The following is a 23,850-nucleotide window of genomic DNA, read 5'->3' on the forward strand; positions in this document are numbered from 1 at the left end:
TCCTGGGTGACGACGGCCTCCTGGGCGGCGTCCTCGGCGGTGACGGTGGCCTGCTCGGCGGTGTCCTCGGTAGCGACGGTCTGGTCGGTGGCCTGCTGGGCAACGACGGCCTCCTGGGCGGCGTGCTCGGCGGTGACGGTGGCCTGCTCGGCGGCGTCCTCGGTGACGACGGCCTGGTCGGCAGCCTGCTGGGCAACGACGGCCTCCTGGGCGGCGTGCTCGGCGGTGACGGCGGTCTGCTCGGCGGTGTCCTCGGTGGCGACGGTCTGGTCGGCGGCCTGCTGGGCAGCGACGGCCTCCTGGGCGGCGTGCTTGGCGGCGACGGTGGCCTCCTGGGCGGCGTCCTCGGCAACGACGGCCTGGTCGGCAGCCTGCTGGGTCAGGACGGTCTGGTGGGTGGATTGCTCGGCGGCCTCCTGGGCAGCGACGGTCCGGTCGCCAACATCCTGGAGCCGATCTCCGGTGTGGCAGGCGGCCTGACGGACACCGTCGCACCGATCGTCGCCACCGTGACGGGTGCCGCTTCCGGCGCACTGGCACCGGTGACCGACATCCTGGCCGGCGCAACGGGCACGGTGGCTCCGGTGGTCGACACGGTGGTGAACACCGTCGACCACGCAGTCACCCCGCTGGTGACCGACGTCGTGACCCCGATCACCAGCCTGGTCGAACACACGCTGTCGCCGGTGACCAACGTCCTGCACGGTCTGCTGGGCTGATCAAGAAGACAAGAGCGAAGGAGAGAGGGAAGAGGGAAACCGCAGACAGGGACAGGCCGGCCACCGGCCTGTCCCGCGAAAGGATTGCTATGAAAAAGAATTTCCGGATATTGGCCATCGTTGCGCTCGGGGCAAGCCTTGCAGCCTGCAGTACGCCCAAGAGCGGTCGCGACGATGCGACCTACTACTACTCGAACAAGGGCGCGGCCGCGGTGGCCAAGGTGGAACCGCCGCCCCCCGCGCCGTTGCAGAACGGACCGGCGGGCGTTCCGAAGATCGTGTATTTCGACTTTGACAAATACAACATCCGCACGCAGGACCAGCGCATCGTGGAAGCGCATGCGAGCTTCCTGAAGAACCGCGCGACGAGCCGCGTGGTCATCGAAGGCCACACCGACTCGCGCGGCGGCCGCGAATACAACCTCGCGCTGGGGCAGCGCCGTTCGGAGTCGGTGCAACGGGCGCTCACGCAGATGGGCGTGCCGGCCGAGCGCGTCGAGGCCATCAGCTGGGGCATCGAGAAGCCCGCGTCCCTGGAAACCACCGAGGAGGGCTACCAGCTCAATCGCCGCGCCGAATTCAGCTACCGCTGAACCGGAGCCCAAGCGATGACGTCGAAGGCAACAGTCTCCGGTCAGCGATTCCGTCCAAGCGAGAGCAGATGACGGACGCGACCGGTCTCCCGCACTCGATCGGGGCCGAATGATGTCCTTTTCAGACCAGCTCCACGCCTGCCACGAACGCCTGGCGTCGGTGTGCGCGGCGCTGCCTGCCCCTTACCCCGCGTTCACGCTGTTCTTCTCGGTGAGCGACGGCTCGCAGCGCGCGCACGTCGTGCATGCGCGGGCCGCCGAATTCGAGACCGCATGGCGCGAAGGCGCCGACCTCGTCGAAGGCTGGGTGCGCGACCACGGCGTGGTCTCGCCCTGGCTTCGCATCGACTGGGTCGAGGGCGCAAGCCCGATGGACTGGGCGCAGTTCAAGACGCAGCTCACGGCCGTCAAGCGCAACTACTTTCGCCTCGGTCTGGCCTTCGACAAGGATTTCGAGACCGCCTTCACCGAGCAGGAGCTCAACGCCAACGCAATGCTGGCGGGCGACTCGACCATCGCGCATGCGGTGATGAACCCGCGCAACTTCGAGGCCTACGGCCAGGCGCGTTTCCAGCGCTCGCTCGCGCTGGACATGCCGACGGACCACCCGGTCTACCTGCTGGCGACCGTGGGCGTGTTCTGCCAGCCCGACGGCGTGGTGCACAAGCTCATCGGCACGGGGCTCGATGCGGGCCGCCGCCAGCTGCCGGCGCTCAACCCGCAGTCGGCCATGGATCTCGTGCGCAGCGGCTCCGCGTATCTCGCGCGCCAGGTGCAGAGCGACGGGCTCTTCGTGTACGGCTACTTCCCGTGCTTCGACCGCCGCATCCCCACCTACGACGCGATGCGCCATGCGAGCGCGATCCACGCCATGCTCGAGGCGTGGGAGGTCACGCGCGACGAAACCCTGCGCGCGGCCATCGACCGCGCGCTCGACCACCTCACCAACTGGCTGATCCGCGACTACCAGCTGGCCGACGGCCGCGAGGTGGCATTCCTGGTGGACACCGGCGGGGAGATCAAGCTGGGCGGCAACGCGGCCTGCGTGCTCGCGCTGGTGAAGTACTGCGAGCTCATGGACACGCGCCGCTGGCTGCCGCTCCTGGAAAAGCTGGCGCTGGGCATCGTGTCGCTGCAGGACCCGGCCACCGGCCGCTTCAACCACGTGCTGCACGCCACCGACCTGGCAGTCAAGCAAGCCTCGCGCGTCATCTACTACGACGGCGAGGCAGCCTACGGCCTCATGCGCCTCTATGGCCTCACGCGCGATGCGCGCTGGCTGGCGGCGGTGGAGAAGGCCTTCGATCATTTCATCGCGAGCCAGCACTGGCAGGCGCACGACCACTGGTTGAGCTGCTGCGTCAACGAGCTCACGCACTGGAGCCCGCAGGAAAAATACTTCCGCTTCGGGCTGCAGAACGTCGCGGGTTACCTGGACTTCGTGCTCGACCGCAAGACCACCTTCCCGACCTTGCTCGGGCTCATGCTCGCCGCGCAGCAGATGCTCCAGCGCCTGGAAGGCATGCCCGCGATGCGGCACCTGCTGGACGAGCTGGACACCGAGAAGTTCTACCGCGCGCTCGACTACCGCGCCCACTACCTGCTCAACGGCTTTTTCTGGCCCGAGATGGCGATGTACTTCCGGCGGCCGTCCACCGTCGTGGGTTCCTTCTTCATTCGCCACCACGCGTTCCGCGTGCGCATCGACGATGTCGAGCAGTACGTCTCGGGCTTCGCGAGCTACCACCGCTACCTGCTGGAGCGCCGCGTGCCGCTGGGCGCGGGCAGCGCGGCCGGCAATCCGAGGGACGACGGTGCCGCCTGGACCGCCAGCGAAATGGCGCGCGTCACCAGCGGCGAATGGGTGGTGCGCCCCGAAGACGGCTGGCGCGCCACCGGCGTGACGCAACGCTCCTTCATGCGCAAGGGCCGCGTGGTGTTCGAGAACCAGACGCGTCCGTCCAAGACGCCGCTGGCGGCCGTCACGCTCAAGGGCGTCTTGCAGCCGGCCGCGGCCGTGCTGTGCACCGACCCCAAGCCGCACCTGGACAAGCGCGTGCCGGTGCTCAAGGTGCCGAACGTGCTGCAAGCCGTGCTGCAACTTGGAGAACATGCGCGCACCGAATTCACCGGCCGCGTGTGCGGCGTGCTGGGCCACGGCACCGGCAGCAGCACCGTGGCCGCCATGATGGCCGGCGCGCTCACCGTGTGGGGCGAGGTCGGCCAGCCCGAAGGCAACATCAGCCTGCCCTCGGGCATCGCGTGGAACCTCACCTGCATGCCGCGGCACGCGGCCTACTGGGTGCTGGAGATGGGCACCTCGCACATGCCGGCCTCGTCGCAACTGGTGCGGCCTTCGCTGGTGGTGGTGACCGGGCTCTCGGCCGCATCGCAGAAGCACCGCGGCCCCTCCGAAGCGGCCGCGCGCATGGACAGCCGGATCTTCCAGGGCATGGCCGCCGGCGACAACGTGGTGCTCAACCGCGACATGCCCGAGTTCGCGACCTTCGCCGAAGCCGCGATGGCGCACCAGCTGCAGATCGTGACCTATGGCGAGCACAAGGATGCCGACGTGCGCCTGCTGGCCTTCGACCACGGCGAGGTGCAGGCGCAGGTGGCGGGCGAGCCCTTCCAGCTGCGGCTCAATGCGCCCGGGCGCCACATGGGCGCGAGCGCCGTTGCCGCGCTCGGCGCGCTGCAGGCGCTGCGCCTGCCGCTGGCCGCGGCGGTCGAGCCCTTCGCGCACTTCGAGCCGCCGGGCGGACGCGGTGCGCTGCACACCATTCACATCGGCGGCGGAAGCTTCAAGCTGATCGATGAAACCTATGACGCCAACCCCAGCTCGATGCGGGCGGCGCTCGAATTGCTGTCACAAGCCCCCTGCGAACCTGCGCGACGTGTCGCCATCCTTGGCGACATGCAGGAGCTGGGTCCCGCGGCGCAACGCCATCACCTCGACCTGGAGGAAGAGTTGCTGGCGTCGCAGCCCGACCGGGTGCTGCTGTGCGGTCCGCTCATGCGGGCGCTGCACGCGCGCATCCGTACCAAGGTCCGTTCGCACTGGTTCGTGGACGTGTCGGACCTGTCGACCGCATTGGGCGGTCTGCTGCAACCGGGCGACTGGGTGCTGGCCAAGAGTTCCGCGGGCGTCGGCCTGTCCCGGCTTGCCCGGGTTTTGAAAGCACTGCCATGAGATGGAACGCATTGATCCACATGCCCTACGAACGCGACGTGGAGGCGCCGCGACGCTGGTGGCTGGGCTGGCTGCAGCTGCTCTTCGCCTGGGTGCTGTGCATGCTGTTGTGCGCCAACATCGCATTGGTGCTCGCAGAGGGTTTGCCCGCAGTGAGAGGGGAGGCGACGGTGGACCGGCAGGCGGGCTGCACGGCCACGCCGACGCCGTTGCAGCGCAACGCGGGAAGTGAGCGACAGGTCGATCCGACGAAGGCACGCGTGCCCCGATGCTGAGGTGCACAGAGCGCGAATTTTTGCCTTGTAACAGTTGGGTAACAGTCGATAATGACGCACGCGTCATTGCACGACGGATCGGCCCTTTCTCATGATCAAGTTTCTCTTGCCCAGCCAACTGGTTGCCGAAACGCCGGACGAGCCGGGTGCCAGTCCTTACGCGAATGCACTGAACACGGCGTTCCGTGCGGCCTACCCGCTCGTGAAGAGCGCCGCGTGGCGCTCGCTGCCCATCAGCCTCTTCGGGCTGCTGCCTTCCATCTTCCTGCTGCAGGTGTACGACCGCGTGCTTTCGCGCAGCGGCACCTCGACGCTGGCGGCGCTGGTGAGCGGCATCCTGTTCTTCCTGTGCATCGAGTTCTGGCTGCGCACGCGGCGCTCGCGCATGCTGCGCAACGCGGGCGCGATCATCGACCACGGCGTCTCGGGCGCGCTCTTGCAGTCGATGCTGGCCCGCCCGCTGCGCGCGCTCGAAGCGCGCCCGGCCTCGGTGTGGCAGCAGTACTTTCGCGACGTGGGCTCGGTGCGCGGCACCGTCACCGGCGGCCTTGCGCAATCGATCTTCGACCTGCCGATGGCCGTCTTCGCGCTCGTGGTGATCGGCATCGTCGCCTTGCCGGTGCTGCCGGTGGTGGCCGCGTTCCTGGCGATCATGTCGTTCCTGGCCTGGTGGTGGGCCGACGAAGTGCGCGCCGGACGCGTGGAGGAAGTGCAGCGTGGCCGCGGCCTGGACCGCATGACCTCGGAGATCTGCAACGCGCGCGAAACGCTCAAGACGCAGGCCAACGACGGCCCCATCAGCGACATGTGGCGCCAGACCTACAACGCCTGGCTCACCGAGAGCTTCAGCAAGAACGGCCAGATCGAGACCGCGCGCGACGGCACCACGGTGCTGCTCACCGTCTTCTCGGTGGTCGTGGTGACCGTGGGCGCCATCTCGGTGATGGAGCAGTGGATGACGGTGGGCGGCCTGGTGGCCTCCAACATGCTGGCGCTCAAGGCGCTGCAGCCGGTGGCCGGGCTCGTGTCGAACTGGCGCTCGCTGGCCACCGCCAAGGAAGCCGCCAAGCGCCTGGAAACCGTGCTGGGCGAGCAGGTCGAGAAGGCCCCCACGGGCATGACGCTGCCGCAGCCTCTGGGCCGCATCACCCTCAAGGACGTGAGCTTCAGCTTCACCGAGACCGCGCAGCAGCCGGTGCTGGAGAGCGTCGACCTGGACATCGGCCCGGGCGGGCTGCACGTGATCGTCGGGCGCAACGGCGCGGGCAAGTCGACGCTGGTCAAGCTCCTCTCGGGGCTCTATGCGCCCACGCGCGGCATCATCAGCATCGGCGAGTACGACCTGTCGCAGTTCGGCCGCGAAGAGCTCTCGCGCTGGATCAGCTATCTCTCGCAGGAGGTCTACTGGTTCGGCGGCTCGCTGATCGACACCATGCGCCGCGCGGCGCCCGGCCAGAGCGACGAGCAGATCGTCTCGGCCTGCAAGCTCTCGGGCGCGCACGACTTCATCTCGCGCCTGCCCGACGGCTACCGCACCATGGTCGGCGAGGGCGGCACCGGCGTCTCGGTGGGCGAGCGCCGCAAGCTCGCGCTGGCCATGAGCTTCCTGCGCAAGCCCTCGGTGCTGGTGCTGGACGAGCCCAGCAACGACCTGGATTTTCAAAGCGAGCGCAACCTGCTCGCCACGCTGCTGGCGGTGGCCAAGGTGCGCACCGTGGTGGTGGTCACGCACTCGCTGCGCATCGTCTCGGCCGCCTCTGCGGTCTACCACGTGACGGGGCAGGGCGACGTCGAAGTGGGCTCCGCCGCGGTCATGGTGCCCAAGCTCTTCGGCGTGAAGAAGCCGCTGGTGGCGGTGGGCGACGAAGACAACGCGGGGGCCGCGGCCTCCCGCTCCATGGCGTGATGCTTTTCTCGTGACGAGTGATTGGGGACAGTGAACTTGAAATCAGATCTGCCGCAGATTCTTCAGGATGAAGACCAGAAGCGCGCGGCGCGGACCTCGCCGCAGGGGCGGCGGCGCCAGTGGATCATCGGTGGCGCCATCGGCGTGCTGGCCCTCATCGGGCTGGGCTTTCCGATGGAAACCGTGGTCGTCGCGCCGGGTCGCGTGATCCCTTCGGACCGCGTCAAGTCCATCCAGCATCTGGAAGGCGGCATCGTCAGTTCCGTGCTGGTGAAGGAAGGCGAGAAGGTCAAGCAGGGCCAGTCGCTGGTCGAGATCGACCTGGGCGGCAGCGGCCTGAACCTGGAAGAACTCAGCGCCCGCTATGCCGCCACGCAGGCCACCCGCGTGCGCCTCATCGCCGAGAGCCGCGGCCAGCCGCTCAGCCGCCAGTCCTTCGCCACCGACCTGGATGAAGACGTGTTCGAAGGCGAGCTGGGTGCCTACCAGGCGCGCGCGCTCGAACAGCGCGGCGTCATGGCCGGCGCGGTGTCGGGCCTGGAGCAGGCGCGCAGCAAGCAGCTGGAGCAGCAGGCCAAGGTGAAGGGCCTCAACGACCGGCTGGTGCTGATGCAAAAGGAACTGGAAATCTCCGAGCAGTTGCTCAGCGAAAAGCTGGTCGGCCAGGTCGAGGTGCTCGAGAAGCGCCGCCAGGCCGAGGGCGTGCGCAGCGAGCTCGCGGTGGCGCGCCAGGGCGTGGTGTCCGCCAACGCCGCCATCACCGAATCGCAGGCCAAGATGGCCGAGGCCGAAGGCCGCTACCGCCGCCGCGCGTCGGACGAACTGGCCACCGTCGAGCGCCAGTTCGCCAGCCTGAGCGAAGACCTGGCGCGCGCCCGCACGCAGCGCTCGCGCACCGTGGTGAAGGCGCCTTCGGACGGCATCGTCAAGGGCCTGCGCAACTCCAGCCCGGGCTGGGTGGTCAAGCCCGGCGAAGCCATCCTGGAAGTGGTGCCCGACAAGGACGAGATCATGGTGGAGGCGCGCCTGAATCCGAACGATCGCGGCTTCGTGGAAATCGGCCAGTCGGCCCGCGTGAAGATCACCGCCTACGACTACCTGCGCTACGGCGCCGTCGAAGGCAAGGTGATGCTGGTGGCGGCCGATGCCGACCGCGACGCGGCCATCTCGCAAGGTGCGCCCTACTACCGCCTGCTGATCAGCATGTCGCAGTCGCACGTGGGCCGCGAAGAGAACCGCATCACCGCCGGCATGGAGTCCGAGGTCGACCTGCGCGTGGGCACCGACCCGTTCATCTGGTACATCCTTCGTCCGGTGCTCAAGTTGCGGCGCGAAGCCTTCCGCGAACCATGAAGGGCAGCACCGCTACAGGCCGGCGCCGCAGCACGGGCACCGGTGTGCTGTGCGCAGCACTGTGCGCGAGCTTCGCGCTCCCGTCGGCCGCCTTGGCACAGGAGCCGGGAGTGCCGGAGGTGTCGGAGGTGTCGAACGTGCCGCTGCCGACGCTCTCGCTCGCACGGCGCCTGTCCACGCCGTCCATCGGCGCCGCAAGCTACGCCCAGCGCGTGAAGCAGGCGCTGGTCGCGCTCTCGCAGGAATACCCCGAGGTGCAGACGGCCCAGGCCGCCGCCACCACCAGCAGCTACGGCGTCGATGCCGCCAAACAGGCGCGCTACCCGCGCTTCAAGCTGGGCACCTCGTCCGGCAACTACAACAGCGGCGCGGACAACGCCAAGACCCAGAGCTACACCGTGCTCACCGCCGAAGCGCGCGTGAGCCTCGTCGACGGCGGTGCCATGAGCGCCGCGCAGCGCGCGGCCGAAGCCGGCAACAAGGCGGACGACGAGGCCGTCATCACCACCTCGCAGAAGGTGGTGCTGGACGCGCTCACCGCGTACCTGCAGGTGCAGCGCTTCGACCTGAAGAAGCAGATCGCGCACAAGGCCACCGAGGTGGTGGCGGACCTGTCCAAGGCCGAGGCCCGCCGCGTCGCGCTCGGCGTCTCGGGCGACAACGACCTGAACATGGCCGCCTCCCGGCGCGCCCTGGTGGCCGCGCGCGAATCGGACTTCGAGGCCCAGCGCGACGAGGCGCTCGCCAAGTTCCGCAACTACTTCAAGTTCTCGCCCAACACCGAGTCGCTGCCCGTGCTCGCGGCGCCCGCGCAGTGGCGCATCGCGTCGCAGGAAGAGGCACTGCGCCGCGCGGAGAGCCGCAGCACCGAGATCGCCGAGGCGCAGGGCCGCATCGACCGCGCGAGAGCCCTGGTCGACCAGCAGGAATCCAGCCTCTACCCGACGCTGGACGCCGTGGTCGTGAAGAGCAAGGACCCGCGCGGCGTGTCGCCGCAGGACCCGACGCGCGCGGCCTTCGAACTCAACTGGAACTTCGGCAACGGCTTCGACCGGCAGCTGCGCCTGAAGAGCGCGCTGGCCGAGGTCGCCAACCAGGAAGCCAAGCTCGAAGGCGTGAAGAACAACCTGTTCGAACTCACCTCGGCCTCGTGGGCCCGCACCGTGTCGGGACGCGAGCGCGAGAAGCAGCTCATGGAAGCCGTGAGCACCTCCGGCCAGGCCTTTCGCGGCCGCCGCCGCCTGATGGAGTTCGGCCGCGAGACCCTGCCCAAGGTGCTCGATGCGCAGCTGGACTACTACACGCTGCTGTTCGACTATGTCGATGGCGTCTTCGACCTGCGCATCTCCGAGCTGCGCTTGGCCCGCACCACCGGCGAACTGCGCGTCGAACCCGATGTCATGAACAGCTGGATCGACCGCATGTTCGGCCCGCCCAACCGTTCCATGCTCACCGAAGACGGATTGCTCTCGGCACTGTGCATCTCGAGCAACGCGGCCTGCCCGAACGAGCCAGTCGTCGAGCGCTCGCCGAGTGCGGCGGCCAACAACCCGTCGCTGCGCCGCACGCCCCGCCTGATGCCGCGCTGAGGGCAGCGCTGAGGGCTGCGACCGTGCAGCGGTCTGCCGAGGTGGGCTTTCGCGGCGGGCCGTTCAGGGCGCGTGCGCAGGCCACCGGGTACTCCCCTCCGCGAATGTCCCCCGGCCTGCGGCCTCCTCCTTGATTTCGCTGCGGGGAGCACCCGATGCCCTGCCCACGAGGGCACGCTGCCATGGACCCTGCGATCGACGATCGCGCCCTCGGTCACGCGTCTTCGGGGATGCCTGGTTCTCCGTCGAGGATCTGGTATTTGCGCATCTTTTCCCACAGCACCTTGCGGCTGATGCCCAGGTGCTGCGCGGTGTCCTGGCGCTTCCAGTCGTTGATCTCCAGCGCGGCGATGATGCGGTTGCGCTCGCTGCTGTTCCAGCCCTTGCGGTCGCCGTTGCTGTCGAGCGCGACACCGCCGCCATTGCCACCGCCCCCGCCGTTCCTCTCGGCCAGGACGGCCGGTGTCGGCGTGCCGCGCGTGAGCGCGATGGCGCGCTGGATCAGGTTCTGGTCCCAGCCGTGCAGTTGCCGCGCGATCACGCCCACGCGCTCCGCGAGGTTGCGCAGCTGGCGCACGTTGCCGGGGAAATAGGTCTCGGCCACCGCATCGCTGAGCCAGTGCGGCGTTTCGCCCAGCGTCTCGAGTTCGTCGCCGAGCACGTTGCTCAGGAGCGCCTTGAAGATCGCGATCTTGTCGACCTCGCCGCGCTCTTCGAGGCTGGGCACGTGCAGCTCGATCACCGCGAGCCGGTAGAACAGGTCGGCGCGGAATTCGCCGCTCGCCACCATCTCGCGCAGGTTGCGGTTGGTCGCCGCCACGAGCCGGAAGTCGACCCGGATCGGCGAGGTGGCGCCCAGCCGCGTGACCGCGTTGTCTTCCAGCACGCGCAGCAGTTTCACTTGCTGGTAGCGCGGCAGGTCGCCGATTTCATCGAGGAACAGCGTGCCCCCGGTGGCCTGCTCGAAGTAGCCGCGGTGCGCATGCACGGCGCCCGTGAACGAGCCCTTGGTGTGACCGAAGAACAGCGACTCGAAGAGCCCATCGGGAATCGCACCGCAGTTCACCGCCACGAAGGCGCCCTTGCTGTACGACTGGTGGCCCAGGTGCAGCTGCTGCGCGATGCGTTCCTTGCCCACGCCGGTTTCGCCGCGCACCAGCACCGGGTGGTTGCAGTCGGCGAAGGCGCCCACTTCGGCGAGCAGCGCCTGCATGGCTTCGGAATGCGCCACCAGCACATCGGGCGCCTGCGGGGCGACATCGCGCGCGCGCAGTTGCCGCACCAGCTTGGCGACCATCGTGCGCAGCTCGGCGCAGGTGAAGTCGTAGGGCAGCACGTGCAGGTACTCGGGCGGGTAGGTGCGCGAATCGCGCTCGCGCGAACCCGCGGCGACCCAGATGACCGGCATGCCCTGCAGGAATTCGGTGGCGTGCGCGAGGCCGCCGCTGTCGATGACCGTGACGCTGATGATCGCGACGGAAGGCCGCGCCGCGACGCCGCGCTCCTGCTGCGGAGGCGGCAGCCCGTCGGCCCGGGTGACTTCCACGTCGAAGCTCGCCATGCACCGCGCGATGCGGTCGAGGATGTCGGCTTTGCCTTCCCAGACAAAGAGGTCGAGTTCGTCGAAGTTGGAGGGGGAACTCATTGGAAGGGATCAAGCATTTCAGTAAACAAGCTCTGCGCCGCCTGCGCAGGTCAGTCGTGCGCCCACTTCGGTTTGCGCCAGGTTCGCGCCCAGGACGTCGCTGAGCAGGCTGTCGACCAGAGTGCCGAGCAACGGCGTGAGGACATTGGAGATCACGCCCTGCAAGACGCCGATGACGGTGCCCAGGACATTGGTCAACGCGGTGAGGACGTTTTGCAAACCGCCGTTGGCACTTCCCGTTGCCGCAATGGGGATCAGGAGATTGAGCCCACCGGCAGTGGCGCTCAGGCTGTTGACGATGTTCGCCGACGACACCGAAAGATACGGTGTCGGAGTCTCCGGGTCCGCCAGGTCTGGCGGATTCGAAAATGTCTGCGGCGCACTCGACTCGGCAACGGGTACGTTCGCCTTGAGGCCGAGGCCACCGCCATAGAAGGCTTTGCGATGCGCCTCGTCGCAGGCCACGGGGATCAGGCCGAGCAGCAGCCGCGTGCACTTCATGGAGCCGATGTCGATCACGGGAACAGGGTCGACGACAGGCACCGCACTGGACGAGAAAACCTTGGTCTTTGCATCCTCCGCTGAAGTGCCCATCTTGCCGATGCGCAACTTGGCGGCCGAAGTGGTCGTCTGCGTGGTCAAGGTCTTGGCATCGGAGGGGCAGCTGAAGTCGGTCACACGCGACTCGCCGCCACCTGCATCGAGATTGATGTCCAGCCGGGTGGGTGCCGGAAGGATATCGACGTCGGTGACGTCCTTCGTGCAGCCGATAAGGCACGCGAGAACATCGCCAAGAATGTTCAGCTTGAATCCCAGGATGTCGTTCAACAAGGTCGTTACGGGCGACACCAGTGTCGTCACCGCATTCAACAGATTCGAGATTCCGCTCAACACCGGAAGCTCTACCGAAATCAGCGTCCGGATCTGCGCCGTCCGCACGTAGATCTGATCGGGGCCGGTCGGGTTGAGCTTTGCCAACGCGGGGTTGCCGATGGCGGAGACCTGCGGAGGTTCGATCACCCGCACGTTGGTCGTGATGTTCAGCACGCCGGGCACTGTGAGCGGGACGCTCGCCACCAATGCATTCTTGCCGTTCGCAACCTGGACGACGCCCTGGAGCAATTGAAACACCTGCAGGTCCACATTGAGCCCGGCGGCATTCGAGCCGGTCTGCACGCCCAGGACGTCCCCGAGCTTCACCACGGTAGGCGAGACCTCTGCGGCAAGCTGAATGAGGCCGAGTGCCTGGATCGCCGCGCTTGCCGTATTGCCGCCTTGCTCCAGCGCCTTGATCATCGCCTTGATGAGCACGCCAACGCTCACATCGGTGCCCAGAACCTGGTCGTACTTTCCGACCCCCAGACCCAGCTCGATGCCCAGCTGATCCAGGAACGTCAGCAGTTTGAGATTGGTGTCGACCATTCCCTGCCATCCCACGACACCGACCGCCAGGCTGCCTCCGAGCATTCCGCCGATCACGCTGTTCAGCAGTGTCGATCGTGCCGAGTCCACGGTGAGAAGCGTGCTGCGGATCGACAGCACGGCCAGAGGACTGCGCTGCGCCGCCAGTGCCTGCACCGTGATCGTGTAGGGCAGACCGCCCGAAAGATTCGGCAGGAGCAACGCGGGGGTTCTTGAAAGCCTCACGCGCACCGCGTTGAAGGCCTGGCCCGCGTTGGGGGCGCCGAAATACTGGGGCGCTTCGCGCGTCTGGGGATCCCAGTTGCCGCATTCGACATCCGCTGCTGCCAGGGGCGGCAGCATCGGCGGCATGTTCTGGGCGGCATTCGCGACCGCGGCGGTCCTGGCGTCGACGCAGCTGAGCGGCAGCAAGGACTGGGCTCCGGAAAGCGCTGCCAGATCCGCAGTCTTCTGAAGCTCCCGCTTCATCAGCATCAGGTAGCCGATCTGGGTTCCAAGGAGCGTAATGACGACCAGGCTCAGTGCGATGGCCGTGTTGATGACGATGGAGCCGCGTGCGCGCCTGCCGCGCGCCCCAGGCGCATGTCCGGCTGCGCGGCGAAGAGAGTTTCGGGGTGCCGTGTCCATGATGGTGAACTCTCCTTCAGGACCGAAGCGCGATGGTCGATCGGCTTCGTAGTTGATCGGGCACCCATGTGCTGAGGTCCAGCAACGGCATCGTCGGCAGCAGGCGGTTTTCGCTGTACGGATAGCTCACGGTCACCACATAGCCGGCCGTTGCACCGGCACCGCTCGGCAGTGCGGTCACCACCACCCTGGAGGCGATCCAGGCGCGCCGGGTCGTCACGCTGGCATTGAAAGAAGCAGGAACCACGAGCGAGTTGGCCAGTGCGCCGTAGACGGCATCCGTGACGCGCGCGTCGTTGCCGACCGGGGCGGTCACCATGCCCGCGACCCGTGCGCCTTCCTCCGCAGCGCGGGTGACCGCCTGCTGCGTGTAGAAGACGGCACCGAACGTCGCGACCGCGTACAGGACGCTGAAAAGCACGACGAAGACGAGCGCGAACTCGACCGCTGCCACGCCACGCTCTTTGCTTGTCATGCGGCCGGCGTTCATGGCGATCTTCCATCCAGGAGCATGCTGGCCTTGCCGATGATGATGTTCGGCATCGCGAAAGCAGGCAGCGGCGGCAGCAGGCCGTTCATGTTCGACGCCGTGACGGTGACCACCATCTGGCAGCGCGCGTTCCAGTCCGGGCCGCAGGCCGGGGTTCCACAGACGTTGCTCACGACGCCGCAGACAGTGGCTTGGACATTGCGTGTCACCACGGTTGGCAGCCATACGATGGCCTGTTGCGCGACGGCTTGCGCATGGTCTTGCCGACCCTGCAGCGTGGACTGGTAGCGCAGCGCCGCACGCGCGCCGTCTTCCGCCGCGTTCTGCACGCCCAGGCGAAACGCGAACAGCATTCCGTAGCAGATAGCGCCATAGAGCACCGCGAAGAAAATCAGGAACACCATCGCGAACTCGATCGCGTACACGCCGCGTTGGCGGCGTGCTGCGGGGCGGGTGCCTGGCGTTTTCATGGTGGTGTGGCGGGCGTGCCGGGCGCTGTCGCGGGATTACCTGGGCGCGGTGGCGCCGCTGCCCGAACCCGACGATGACTTGACCGACGAGTTCATGCGCTCCGGAATCGGAAACTCGAAGCTCTTGAGGTACCGCTCGTAGCTGCGGTTCGCAACGCTGCCCGCGATGGGGCGCGGCGTGGTGGAGGCGATCTCCCCGCTGCGCTGCCAGGCGAGCAGGCCCTGCGTCGCATCGCCGACTTGCAGAGGTTCATAGACGAAGTCTTCTCCCTCGGCCATTTCTTCCTGATCCTGGGGCGGCACGGGCGCGGACGCCTGGGTGTTCGCAGGCGCTGCCGGGGGCTGGGCCTGGGTCACCGGCGCGGCGGGCTTTGCTTCCTGCGCCAGCGCGGCGGGCGCGAAGACCATCAGCGCGACGCTCACGCCGAATGCGGACGAGCGTGCAGCGAAGCGAAAGGCGTGTTCTTTTTTCATGGGGTGACTCGTGCGGTCGGATTGGGTGACGCCGCGGAATCCGCGGTGGACGGGTTCAACTGGCTGGCGGTGCGCACGCCGCCCATGCCGGCCCAGCGCGATGCCTTGAGTGCCAGGGGCGGGGGCGCCACATCGTCTCGTGCCAGCGTCGTGCCGCTCGACAGCGGGCGGACGGCCAAGGGAGCGGCGCCGGTTGCCGCGAGCGGGGCGCCGGTGCGCAGCTGCTGCGCGGCCTCCCGCACGGCGGCGCGCGTGGCCGCAGGCATGCGGTTGGCTTCCATCAGCCGGTTCGCCTGCTCGCTCTGGTCGGTGGCTTCCAGGTAGAGCGCGAGGTTGGCCTGGGCCTGGGTGTTGTTCGGGCTCAGTTGCAGCGCCTGCATCAGCGGCAACCGGGCATCGGCGACCTGACCCGCGCGCAGGTTGGCATAGCCCAGGTCGCTCAGCAGCAAGGCATCGGTCGGGGTCTGGCGCTGGGCCTGCTGGAGCAACTGCACGGCCTCGGGATAGCTGCCGCGCGCACCCGCCAGGAGGCCCAGGCCCCGGTAGCCTGCGCTCTCCAGCGGCGTGCCCATGAGGCGCTTGTAGGCGGCCTCGCTCGGGGCGGCCTGGCCGGTCTGGCGCAATGCATCGGCGCGTGCGCGCGTGGATTCGGGCGACACGCCCCAGCGCTGCTCCAGTGCATCGATGTGGGCGAGCGACGCGAACCACAGGCCTTCGTTCTGCATCTGCTCGACCAGCCGCAGGTACGTGGCCTTGGTGTCGATGGCGGCGCCGGCCTTCGTGTCGGCGGCCGCTTCTGCGACCGCACGCTGCTGCGCGTCGTTGCTGGCCGCGTACTGGTCCTTGAGGGTGCCGCATCCGCCGAGCGCCAGGGCAGCGAGCGCGGCGGCGGCGCAGGCCAGCTTGCGGCCTGCGCGACGGGACCGCATGGAAATGGCGTGGGTTTTCATTTGGTGACGGCTCCCAGTGAACGGAATATCGCGATGAAACCCGGTCCCGCGGTCACGATGACCAGCGCCGGCAGCAGCGTGGTCACCATGACGCCGGTCATCTTCACGGTGATCTTTCCGATGCGCTCCTTCATCTCCGAGCGCCGGTGCTCGCGCAGCCGGTCGCTGAAGATGCGCAGCGGCTCCTGCACCGCGCCGCCGTGGCGGTCCACCTGCACCAGCAGGGACACGAGGCCACGCAGGTTCTCGTTCTTGTGCAGGGTGGCCAGGCGCTGCAGCGAATGCTCCCGCGTGCGGCCGCGGCTGTACTGGTTGTTGGCCAGCGTCAGCTCGTGGCCGAGCACCTTCAGCACGTGCTGGAAGTCCGTGGCCATGATCTGCAGGCTCTGGTCCAGGCTGAGGCCCACGCCCTGCAACAGCCGAAGCAGGTCGATGAAAAGCGGCAGCTCCTGCGCCGCGCGTTCGCGCCGCCCGGCGGCGATGCGGCCGAGCACCCACTTGGGTGCCATGAAGCCGACCACGAAGGAGGCCGCCAGCACGAAGGCCACCGTGCGCTGCTGCGCATGGTTTTCGCCCCAGACCACGTAGACCAGGAACGGCAGCACCAGCGCGAGCAGGATGCGCGTGACCAGGAAGATCAACTGCGTGCGCTTGGAGGGCAGGCCGCACTGGTCGATGAGGTTCCTGTCCTCGTCCGCCACCAGCGCCCGGCCCAGCCGCGAATCGAGCCAGTGGAAGGGCAGCTCGAGATCGGCGTGCGCCGGCGTGTCGGCATCGGGCACGGTCTCGGGGCCGGACCTGTCGTCTGCCCTGGCGTCGACCGGCGTCGTGCCGGCCTGGCGGATGGCACGGCCGATGACCTGCCCGCTGCGCGTGCGCCGCAGTTCGGCCGCAAGCAGTGCGCCGGCGCCGACCATCAGGCCCGCGGCCAGCAGCACGAGGGCGAAGATGGCCAGCTGGTTGGGCGTGAACGTCATGCCAGCCTCGCCAGGCGGTAGAGAAGTGCGGCACCCGTCAACTGCAGGCCCAGCGCGGAGAAGATGAGGGTGCGGCCCGTGCCGTCGTTCCACATGCCAAGGAAATAGCTCGGGTTGCTCATGATGAGGAACGCCCCGACGCCCACCGGCAGCAGCCCCAGGATCCAGGCCGAGAGCCGGGTCTCCGCGGACATCGCGATGAGTTCGTGCTCCGCCTGTTCGCGGTCGCGCATGAAGTTGGCCACGCGCTCCAGCAGCAGGTCGGCACGGCCGCCGTAGCGCACGCCCAGGCCCAGGATGGAGGCCAGCAGGAACAGCTCCTCGACGCGCACGTTGGCGGCCGTCTGGTGCAGCGCACGGTCCAGGTCCACGCCCGCGCGCACCAGCGCGGCCGAGCGTTCCAGGTGCCCGCGCAGCGGCGTCTCTGTGGTGGAAATGGCCAGCTGGAAGGCCGCCTGCGTGGAGTTGCCGATGGTGATCAGTCGCACCATGGCGTCGATGTACGCGGGCAACTGGCTCACCAGCTTGCGGCGGAATTTCTGCACCTGGAGCCAGAGCACGAAGGTCGCGACGAGCAGCATCAAAAGCAGCACGCCGAAGGCGGCGAGCCAGCCGCCGATGGCGCCTGCCACCAGGCAGAGCACCGCGATGACTGCCAGCCCCAGCACGACGGTGCGCGGCGCGATGACGCCCACCAGCCAGCCGGGCAACACCTTGTCGAGCACGCCGGTGTGGACGGTGGCCTTCGACGTTGCTTCGGTTTCCAGCCAGGGGTCGGTGGTCAGGCCCGATGGCAACTCGCTCGCGGGCATGTCCCGCACGGGCATCGGCACCGGCGTGGCTGGCGAACTGCTGGCAAGGATCTGCTGGCGCAGGTGGCGCTCCGCGGCTTGCCGCACCTGCCGCTTCTTCGCCCACTGCCACAGCAGCAGTCCCGCGGCTGCTGCCAGCAGCGCGATGACAGCCACGATGACCAGGCCTTCACGCACGGGCATCTCCCTGCGCTGCGCGCGTCATCGATTGGCGAAAGCGCGTGATCTTGGGCGAATGCGGCGCGATGCCCAGCGACACCCAGCGGTCGCGCTCCTCGCCGTCGGGCGAGACGACGGGCTCGTAGCGGTACAGCTCCTGCATCGCGACGATGTTGTCGTTGACGCCGGTGACTTCGCTCAGCGAAATGATGCGCCGCTGGCCGCCCGAGAGCCGGCCGATCTGCACGATGAAGTCGATGGCATTGGCGATCTGCCGGCGCAGGCTCACCTCGCTGCCCTGGTAGCCCGCGAAGCCCGCGAGCATTTCCAGCCGGTAGAGGCATTCGCGCGGCGAGCTGGCGTGGATGGTGCCCATCGAGCCTTCGTGGCCGGTGTTCATGGCCTGCATCATCTCGATGACTTCGGCGCCGCGCACTTCGCCCACGATGATCCGGTCGGGCCGCATGCGCAGGCTGTTGCGCAAGAGGTCGCGAATGGAGATGACACCCGTGCCGTCGAAGCCGCCCGGGCGGCTCTCCAGCCGCACGACGTGGCTGGTGCCCAACGAGAGTTCGGCGGTGTCCTCGATGGTGATGACGCGCTCGCGCGCCGGGATGTAGCTGGCGAGCGCATTCAGCAGCGAGGTCTTGCCCGAGCTGGTGCCGCCGCTCACCAGGATGTTGCAGCGCGCGCGCACGGCGATTTCCAGCAGCTGCGCCATGCCCGCATCGAAAGTGCCCAGCTTCACCAGGTCGGCCGGCGTGAGCGGTTCCTTCCTGAACTTGCGGATCGAGACCGAGAGACCGTCGATGGCCAGCGGCTCGATGATCACGTTGATGCGGCCGCCGTCCGGCAGGCGCGCATCGACCATCGGGTTGGATTCATCCAGCCGGCGACCCAGCGGCGCGAGGATGCGGCGCACGATGCGCATCACGTGCTCCGCATCGGCGAAGCGCACTGTCTCGCGCTCCAGCATGCCGTGGCGGGAGACATACACGTTCTGGTAGCCGTTGATCAGGATGTCTTCCACCGCCGGATCGTTGAGCAGGTCTTCCAGCGGACCGAAGCCCGCGAGCTCCTTGGTCAACGCGTCGGAGATGAGCTGCATCTCGCGGTCGTTGATCGGCACGCGGCGAAGGCGAACGAAGCTGTCCACCTCCAGCTCGACGAACTGCTGGATCGAGGCGCGCGACCACCGGCCGAACTCCGCGCCCAGTTCCTCGATGCGGCTCAACAGGTGATCGTGCGTCCAGCTCTTGATGTCCTGGAACTGCTGCGAACTGATGAACGCCTGGTCGTCGTCGGCAAATTCGATATCGTTGGACATGTGGGCTCAACCTTCACTTGGGCTCTTGCGGAAGCGCGAAATCAACGCGCTCCAGCGAGGATCTTTGGCCGGCGGTTGGCCTGTTGGAGACATGAATTCCTGTTGCAGGCCTCGGGCCAGTCCCGAGACGGCCTGCGAATAGGGGTCGTTGCGCGCGGTGCGCACCAGCATTTCGCCGCGGCTCGCGGCCGACAGCAACGGTGCGCTGCGCGCGGGAATCACGTGATGCAGCGGCAGCTCCAGGCGCTCTGCGATGTCCTTGGCGGTGAGGTCCACGTGGCTGTCGAACTTGTTCACCACCAGCGAGAGATGCGTCGTGTCGACCTCGCGCGTGCGCAGGTCTTTCAGCAGGTTGGCGGTGGACACGATCGCGCCGATGCTCTGGTCGCAGACCACCCAGGTGCGCTGCGCTTCGCGCACGGTCTGCGCCACGAAGTCGATGGTGGAGAAGCCGCCCAGGTCGGCGATCTGGAAATCGAAGAAATCGGCCAGGCGCTTGATGAGCGCCACCGAGTCGGCATGCGAGATCTCGCGCACCTGCGCCAGGCTCGCTGGCAGCGGCAGCACCGCGACGCCGCTGCTGTGATGCGCGAGTGCCGTGTGCAGCAGCGTCTGGTCGAGCCGGCGCAGGTTGCGCACGCCGTCGACAAAGCTGAAGCCGCTTTGCGTGTCGAGGTAGAGCAGTCCGTCGCGCGCCGGCAGGCCCAGGTCGAGCAGCGCCACGCCGTGGCGCGCCGCGCGTGCCGGGCCGCGCGCGGCCGCCTGTGCCTGTGTCTGTGCTTGCGCGAGCACGTCGTTCAGCGTCAGCGCGAGGCTGGTGGCCAGCGTGGTGACGCCCAGGCCTGCGCGTGCGCCGAGCAGCGCCAGGGTGCGTCCGCGCGTGCTCACCTGCTGGGAACTGCGCCGCTCGATCAGCGTTCGCAGCGTGCTCACCGCATCCGCGGGGGCGGCCGACATGTCGACGAAATCGTCCACGCCCGCGCGCAGCGCCGCGAGCATGGCGGCAGGCTCGGACGAAACGCCGGTGGCGAGCACGGGCAACGCGGGCCAGTCGCGTTTCAGGCGTTGATGCAGCGGGCCGGCGGTCTCGCTCTGGTCGAGCGAGAAATCGATGAACACCGCCACCGGGCCGAGCAGCGCGATGCGCTCGTCGATCGACTTGGTGTCCGGGCCGAGCACCACCACCGAGCCCAGGCGGGAGAGCGCGTCGGTGAGCCAGGTGATGTGGCTGCCGTTGCCCGATGCGAACAGGTAGGTTTCTGCGCCCACTTCAGGAAGGTTGTCGCGTGGAGCGTTCATGGTGCTGCCTGGCGAGGATGAGGCTTTCGCTGTCAACGCGAGAAGCCCGGGACCGCTGTATCGGCCGCGCCGCCGAGGAAATACGAACGCCACACGGCACCGTCGCGTTGCTCGGCCGAGCCGGGCAGGTAGGGCGCCAGGTCGGTGCCGCGCGCGATCGGCTTCACCAGATGCGGCGTGACCATGATCACGAGTTCCTTCTCGTTCATCTGGTACTTGTTCTGCTTGAAGAAGGACCCCAGGATCGGCAGGTCGCCCAGCAGCGGCACCTTGTCCGCGTTGGAGGTGGTGGTGCGGCTCACGAGGCCGCCGATGATGAAGCTCTCTCCGTCGCCCAGTTCGACCGTGGTGTCCGCGCGCCGCGTGGTGATGGCCGGAACCGCCACGCCGTTGATGCTCAGCGAGTTCGTGTAGTCCAGGTCGCTGGCCTCGGGCGCCACCTTGAGCACGATGCGTTCGTTCGAGAGCACCGTGGGCGTCAGCGTGAGGCCGATGCCGAAGGGCTTGTATTCGATGCTGGTGGTGCCCAGGCCCTGCGGCACCGGCACCGGCAGTTCGCCGCCCGACAGGAAGCTGGCGCTCTGGCCCGACATGGCAACCAGCGTCGGTTCGGCGAGCACGCGGGCCATGCCGTTGCCTTCGAGAAAACCGACGTTCAGGCCGATGCCGGCCTTGCTGAAATTGAACAGCAGGCTGAAGGCCTGCGCCAGCGGATTGTTCTGCTCGGTGGCGATGCCGCCGTTGGACGCAAAGGTGGCCGATTGCAGCGACGAGGGCGTGAACACGCCGAAGCTGAAGCCGTTCGCGTTGGTGCGGGTGCTGAAGATGTTCAGGCCCGCCTGCTTGAGCACGCTGCGGTTGAACTCCACCACCTTCACCTCGACCTGCACGGTGTTGCTTCGCACGTTGACCACCGAGCGGTCGACCAGCTCGGCCTTGTCGGCGGTGCTGGCCAGCGCGGCTTCGCGTGCCTGCTGGTGCGCGGGCATGCTGTCCATGGTGCCGGCGAGCGTGGAGGACCGGCGGCGCACCTCGAGCGTGTAGGTCGTGGCGGCGCTGTTGCCTTTTTCCCAGACCATGAGCGTGGTGCGCCCGGCGGCCTTGCCCGTCACGATCAGCCGGGCGGCCGGCGAGTTGGGTGTCTTGCGCGTGATGGCGACGCCGGCAACGGCTTCATCGCCGATCGCCATGCGGTCGATGCCCTTGTCGATCAGCAGCTCCTGCTGCGTGCCGGCGCCCAGGGTGAGCGTGCGCGGTTGTTGCAGCTGCAGCAGTTGCATCGTTTGCAGCGGCTGTGGTTGCGCTTTCTGCGAGTGCCCCGCCTGCGCGTCGGCGGCGGTGGATGCCAGCGGCCAGACGGCTTGCGCCATCGCGCACAGGGCGATCAGGGACGGCCGCAGCAGCCGCGATGAAACTTCCCCGGGGCTGCGAGTGGCGCTGGTCGTCGGCTCGCTGGGCGTGTTGTGCATTTGTTTTTCCTGGATGACGGGTGTCGTGCTGCGCAATCGGCAATCAGTAGTTCACGGTTTCGCTGCGCTCGCCGCGAATGACCTCGACCTGCAGCCCTGTGCGGGCGGGGCCGGCGGCGCGCGCGGCGCCGCTGGCGGCCCGCACTTCGGCCCCTTGCGGCCGGACGGTAGGGCCCTTGCCGCCGGTGACCAGATCGGCCGCTGTGAGGCCGGCCTGGGCGCGGTCCAGGCCTTCGAGCGGCGCGCGGCGCGGCTCGCCTGCCTTGGCCACCGCGGGCTGCAGGGCGGTCGGCAGGTCGGCGAAGAGCTTGGGGTCCGGCTCCGACAAGTCGGTCGGATTGCGCAAGGCCAGCAGCAGCCTGCCGCTGGCGTCGCCGATGGTCAGGCGGTTCACTTCGTCCACGGGCACGGCGAGCACCGCGGTGCGGGCCGGTTCGGCGCGCTGCGCCTGCTGCGCGCCGGTCTTGTCGGCCGACTTGGACGGCAACCCGTCGACGGACGCGTTGCCGAATGCGAGCACCCGCTTGCGCGACAACAGCAGGCGCGCCTGGCTGCGGTCCACATCCTTGCCGTCGGACTTGAGCGTGATGAAGACATCGACGAAGTCGCCGGGCTGCAGCTTGTTGCCCACGCCCATGACCTCGTCGGCCTTCACCGCGACGGCGCGCTCGCCTTCGGCGATGCGCAGGGCGAGTCCCGAGACCAGCTGGTTTTCCATTACCGGCGTGCCTTCGGCGAGATCCAGCACGGGGACGCGGCCGGCGGCGACGGTCACGTCCTGGAAGGCGCCTGCGGGATTGATCGTCAGGCGTTCCACGCGCAAAGCGTCGGCGGGAATGGCCTGGCCCGCGGGCAGGGGCTTGGCCGCCACCACGACCGGGTAGACCAGCGCCTGCTGCGTCTTGGTGGAAGCGGTGGTGGGGCCGGTCGCCGCTGCAATGGGCGGGGGCGCCTGCCGGCTCAGCATCCAGGCATAGCCGCCCAGCGCGATGGCAATGAGCACCAGGACGGCTGCGAGGATTTTTGTGAGATTGATCATGGGCGGCGGGCTGAGGAGTGAGAGCAAGCAATCATGAAAAGTGAGGAATGAATAGCCTGCGGTGACAGAGGCAGGAAACTGCTAGCTCTGTCGCCCCCAAGCCATCCATGCCGCCGTGGCCATGGCGAGATAGGCCGCATAAGGAATGAAGCGAGCCCGGCGGCGCGAGGCGCTGCCGTTGGCTGCGGAAGCCGGGCCCGACAGGATCCGTGCGAGCCGCGGAGAAAGGGGCCAGCGTTGCAGAACGAACCACAACGCGCCGTGTGCGCCGGCCAGGAGGCTGGCGACGATCCAGATGGGACCCAGGGCGGTCAAGCCGACCCAGAGTCCGAGAGCGCCTGCGAATTTCACGTCGCCTGCTCCCATGAGACCGAAAGCATAGAAAAGCAGGAGGAAGCCGAAGCCGGCGCCTGCGCCGAGAAGCGCTTGAGTCCAGTCGATTCCGAACGGCTGCGCTCCGAGGGCGAGTGCTGCGAGAGCCACAGAGGCTCCTGCAAGCACAAGCCAATTCGGGACGCGGCGTTGTCGGAAGTCATAGACGGTGACGAAAAGAAGCCAGAGCAGGCATCCCAGTGCCATTGCCTGGATTTTCAGATGGCGGCGAGTGAGGTCGAAATACTCGTGAAAACCGCTGCAAGCCGGGCGCCCAATCCGTCCGTACCTGTCAAAACAGTCACGATCGCAATTGAAATAAGCCCCGCAATAATTCCATATTCAATTGCGGTTGCGCCTTCTTCGTCGCGCAGAAAACGAGTAATAGAACTAAGCATGATTTACCCCTTGAGGAAGTGTTGAACAACGACTGGCAGTGTGGATGTTATACAGCGTAACTCCGTGTATCAACAAGACAAACCCGAGGGAGTGAGGTCCTTCGTGTGATATTGGAGAAGTACATAGCAGGATGGCGGCCAGCCCCCTGCCACCCAGACCAGAACGATCCTGGTCAGGTTGGTTAACAATCTAGAGACGTATTTTTCCCTCTGTAAACCGGGCCGAAACTCCCATGAAGATGGGAGGGGGTGTTACGGTGCCGGGACGCGCGGAAGGGGGGTGTTACGGGAA

The 23,850-nt window shown here is 67.6% G+C and carries 20 protein-coding genes and 1 pseudogene; 7 read left to right on the forward strand and 14 right to left on the reverse strand.

Translation table 11 applies throughout. The features are described 5' to 3' along the window. From BM133_RS21715 to BM133_RS21745, 7 genes and pseudogenes are all read left to right on the forward strand, one after another. Positions 1 to 719, forward strand: a pseudogene (locus BM133_RS21715) (hypothetical protein); the annotation flags it as partial. Between the two features lie 89 nt (positions 720 to 808). Then, entirely contained in the window at positions 809 to 1,312 is a 504-nt protein-coding gene (pal, locus tag BM133_RS21720; protein ID WP_093438284.1) for a peptidoglycan-associated lipoprotein Pal, read from the forward strand. A gap of 109 nt (positions 1,313 to 1,421) precedes the next feature. Further along, a complete protein-coding gene (locus BM133_RS21725) occupies positions 1,422 to 4,505 on the forward strand; it encodes a glutamate ligase domain-containing protein (protein WP_093438288.1) in 3,084 nt (1,027 codons plus the stop codon). After that, positions 4,502 to 4,780, forward strand: coding sequence for a hypothetical protein (locus BM133_RS21730; protein ID WP_093438290.1), 279 nt, complete (start codon positions 4,502 to 4,504; stop codon positions 4,778 to 4,780). Before BM133_RS21725 ends, BM133_RS21730 begins: the two co-directional genes overlap by 4 nt. Before the next feature lie 91 nt (positions 4,781 to 4,871). Continuing rightward, positions 4,872 to 6,686 (forward strand): peptidase domain-containing ABC transporter, encoded by a 1,815-nt coding sequence (locus BM133_RS21735; protein ID WP_093438293.1) that lies wholly within the window; start codon positions 4,872 to 4,874, stop codon positions 6,684 to 6,686. A gap of 30 nt (positions 6,687 to 6,716) precedes the next feature. Next, on the forward strand, positions 6,717 to 8,039 hold the full coding sequence (locus BM133_RS21740) for an HlyD family type I secretion periplasmic adaptor subunit (protein ID WP_256219305.1): 1,323 nt from the start codon (positions 6,717 to 6,719) through the stop codon (positions 8,037 to 8,039). Continuing rightward, positions 8,036 to 9,628: a TolC family protein gene (locus tag BM133_RS21745; RefSeq protein ID WP_093438295.1), complete on the forward strand. Its 1,593-nt coding sequence runs from the start codon at positions 8,036 to 8,038 to the stop codon at positions 9,626 to 9,628. The genes BM133_RS21740 and BM133_RS21745 overlap by 4 nt, the downstream gene beginning before the upstream one ends. A 214-nt stretch (positions 9,629 to 9,842) precedes the next feature. Here BM133_RS21745 and BM133_RS21750 read toward each other — a convergent pair whose 3' ends face one another. From BM133_RS21750 to BM133_RS21815, 14 genes are all read right to left on the reverse strand, one after another. Next, positions 9,843 to 11,273, reverse strand: coding sequence for a sigma 54-interacting transcriptional regulator (locus BM133_RS21750; RefSeq protein ID WP_093438298.1), 1,431 nt, complete (start codon positions 11,271 to 11,273; stop codon positions 9,843 to 9,845). Positions 11,274 to 11,291: 18 nt separating this feature from the next. Next, positions 11,292 to 13,322: a pilus assembly protein TadG-related protein gene (locus BM133_RS21755; RefSeq protein WP_093438301.1), complete on the reverse strand. Its 2,031-nt coding sequence runs from the start codon at positions 13,320 to 13,322 to the stop codon at positions 11,292 to 11,294. Positions 13,323 to 13,338: 16 nt separating this feature from the next. Continuing rightward, positions 13,339 to 13,812 carry a TadE/TadG family type IV pilus assembly protein gene (locus tag BM133_RS21760; protein WP_177224905.1) on the reverse strand — a complete coding sequence of 158 codons (474 nt, stop codon included), beginning with the start codon at positions 13,810 to 13,812 and terminating at the stop codon, positions 13,339 to 13,341. After that, positions 13,809 to 14,237 (reverse strand): TadE/TadG family type IV pilus assembly protein, encoded by a 429-nt coding sequence (locus BM133_RS21765; protein WP_256219306.1) that lies wholly within the window; start codon positions 14,235 to 14,237, stop codon positions 13,809 to 13,811. Before BM133_RS21765 ends, BM133_RS21760 begins: the two co-directional genes overlap by 4 nt. A gap of 81 nt (positions 14,238 to 14,318) precedes the next feature. Then, positions 14,319 to 14,756 carry a DUF3613 domain-containing protein gene (locus BM133_RS21770; RefSeq protein WP_093438306.1) on the reverse strand — a complete coding sequence of 146 codons (438 nt, stop codon included), beginning with the start codon at positions 14,754 to 14,756 and terminating at the stop codon, positions 14,319 to 14,321. Beyond that, complete coding sequence (locus BM133_RS21775; protein WP_093439324.1) at positions 14,753 to 15,685, reverse strand: tetratricopeptide repeat protein; 933 nt, start codon at positions 15,683 to 15,685, stop codon at positions 14,753 to 14,755. The genes BM133_RS21770 and BM133_RS21775 overlap by 4 nt, the downstream gene beginning before the upstream one ends. Positions 15,686 to 15,702: 17 nt before the next feature. Continuing rightward, positions 15,703 to 16,683, reverse strand: a complete 981-nt coding sequence (locus tag BM133_RS21780; RefSeq protein WP_093438309.1) for a type II secretion system F family protein — start codon at positions 16,681 to 16,683, stop codon at positions 15,703 to 15,705. After that, positions 16,680 to 17,678 (reverse strand): type II secretion system F family protein, encoded by a 999-nt coding sequence (locus tag BM133_RS21785; protein WP_371286354.1) that lies wholly within the window; start codon positions 17,676 to 17,678, stop codon positions 16,680 to 16,682. The genes BM133_RS21780 and BM133_RS21785 overlap by 4 nt, the downstream gene beginning before the upstream one ends. Next, positions 17,665 to 18,981: a TadA family conjugal transfer-associated ATPase gene (locus BM133_RS21790; protein WP_093438312.1), complete on the reverse strand. Its 1,317-nt coding sequence runs from the start codon at positions 18,979 to 18,981 to the stop codon at positions 17,665 to 17,667. Before BM133_RS21790 ends, BM133_RS21785 begins: the two co-directional genes overlap by 14 nt. Before the next feature lie 6 nt (positions 18,982 to 18,987). Beyond that, positions 18,988 to 20,280, reverse strand: coding sequence for a CpaE/TadZ family protein (locus tag BM133_RS21795; protein ID WP_093438314.1), 1,293 nt, complete (start codon positions 20,278 to 20,280; stop codon positions 18,988 to 18,990). A gap of 32 nt (positions 20,281 to 20,312) precedes the next feature. Further along, positions 20,313 to 21,749, reverse strand: a complete 1,437-nt coding sequence (locus tag BM133_RS21800) for a type II and III secretion system protein family protein (RefSeq protein ID WP_093438317.1) — start codon at positions 21,747 to 21,749, stop codon at positions 20,313 to 20,315. Between the two features lie 43 nt (positions 21,750 to 21,792). Continuing rightward, positions 21,793 to 22,788: a Flp pilus assembly protein CpaB gene (gene cpaB / locus BM133_RS21805; protein ID WP_093438319.1), complete on the reverse strand. Its 996-nt coding sequence runs from the start codon at positions 22,786 to 22,788 to the stop codon at positions 21,793 to 21,795. Between the two features lie 81 nt (positions 22,789 to 22,869). After that, the gene (locus BM133_RS21810; RefSeq protein WP_093438322.1) at positions 22,870 to 23,367 is read right to left on the reverse strand and encodes an A24 family peptidase; all 498 of its coding nucleotides are present in this window, start codon (positions 23,365 to 23,367) and stop codon (positions 22,870 to 22,872) included. 11 nt (positions 23,368 to 23,378) lie between these two features. Then, positions 23,379 to 23,558, reverse strand: a complete 180-nt coding sequence (locus BM133_RS21815) for a Flp family type IVb pilin (RefSeq protein ID WP_093438325.1) — start codon at positions 23,556 to 23,558, stop codon at positions 23,379 to 23,381. Positions 23,559 to 23,850: the final 292 nt, after the last annotated feature.

It is taken from the genome of Variovorax sp. 770b2 (genome assembly GCF_900115685.1).
Taxonomy (GTDB): domain Bacteria; phylum Pseudomonadota; class Gammaproteobacteria; order Burkholderiales; family Burkholderiaceae_C; genus Variovorax.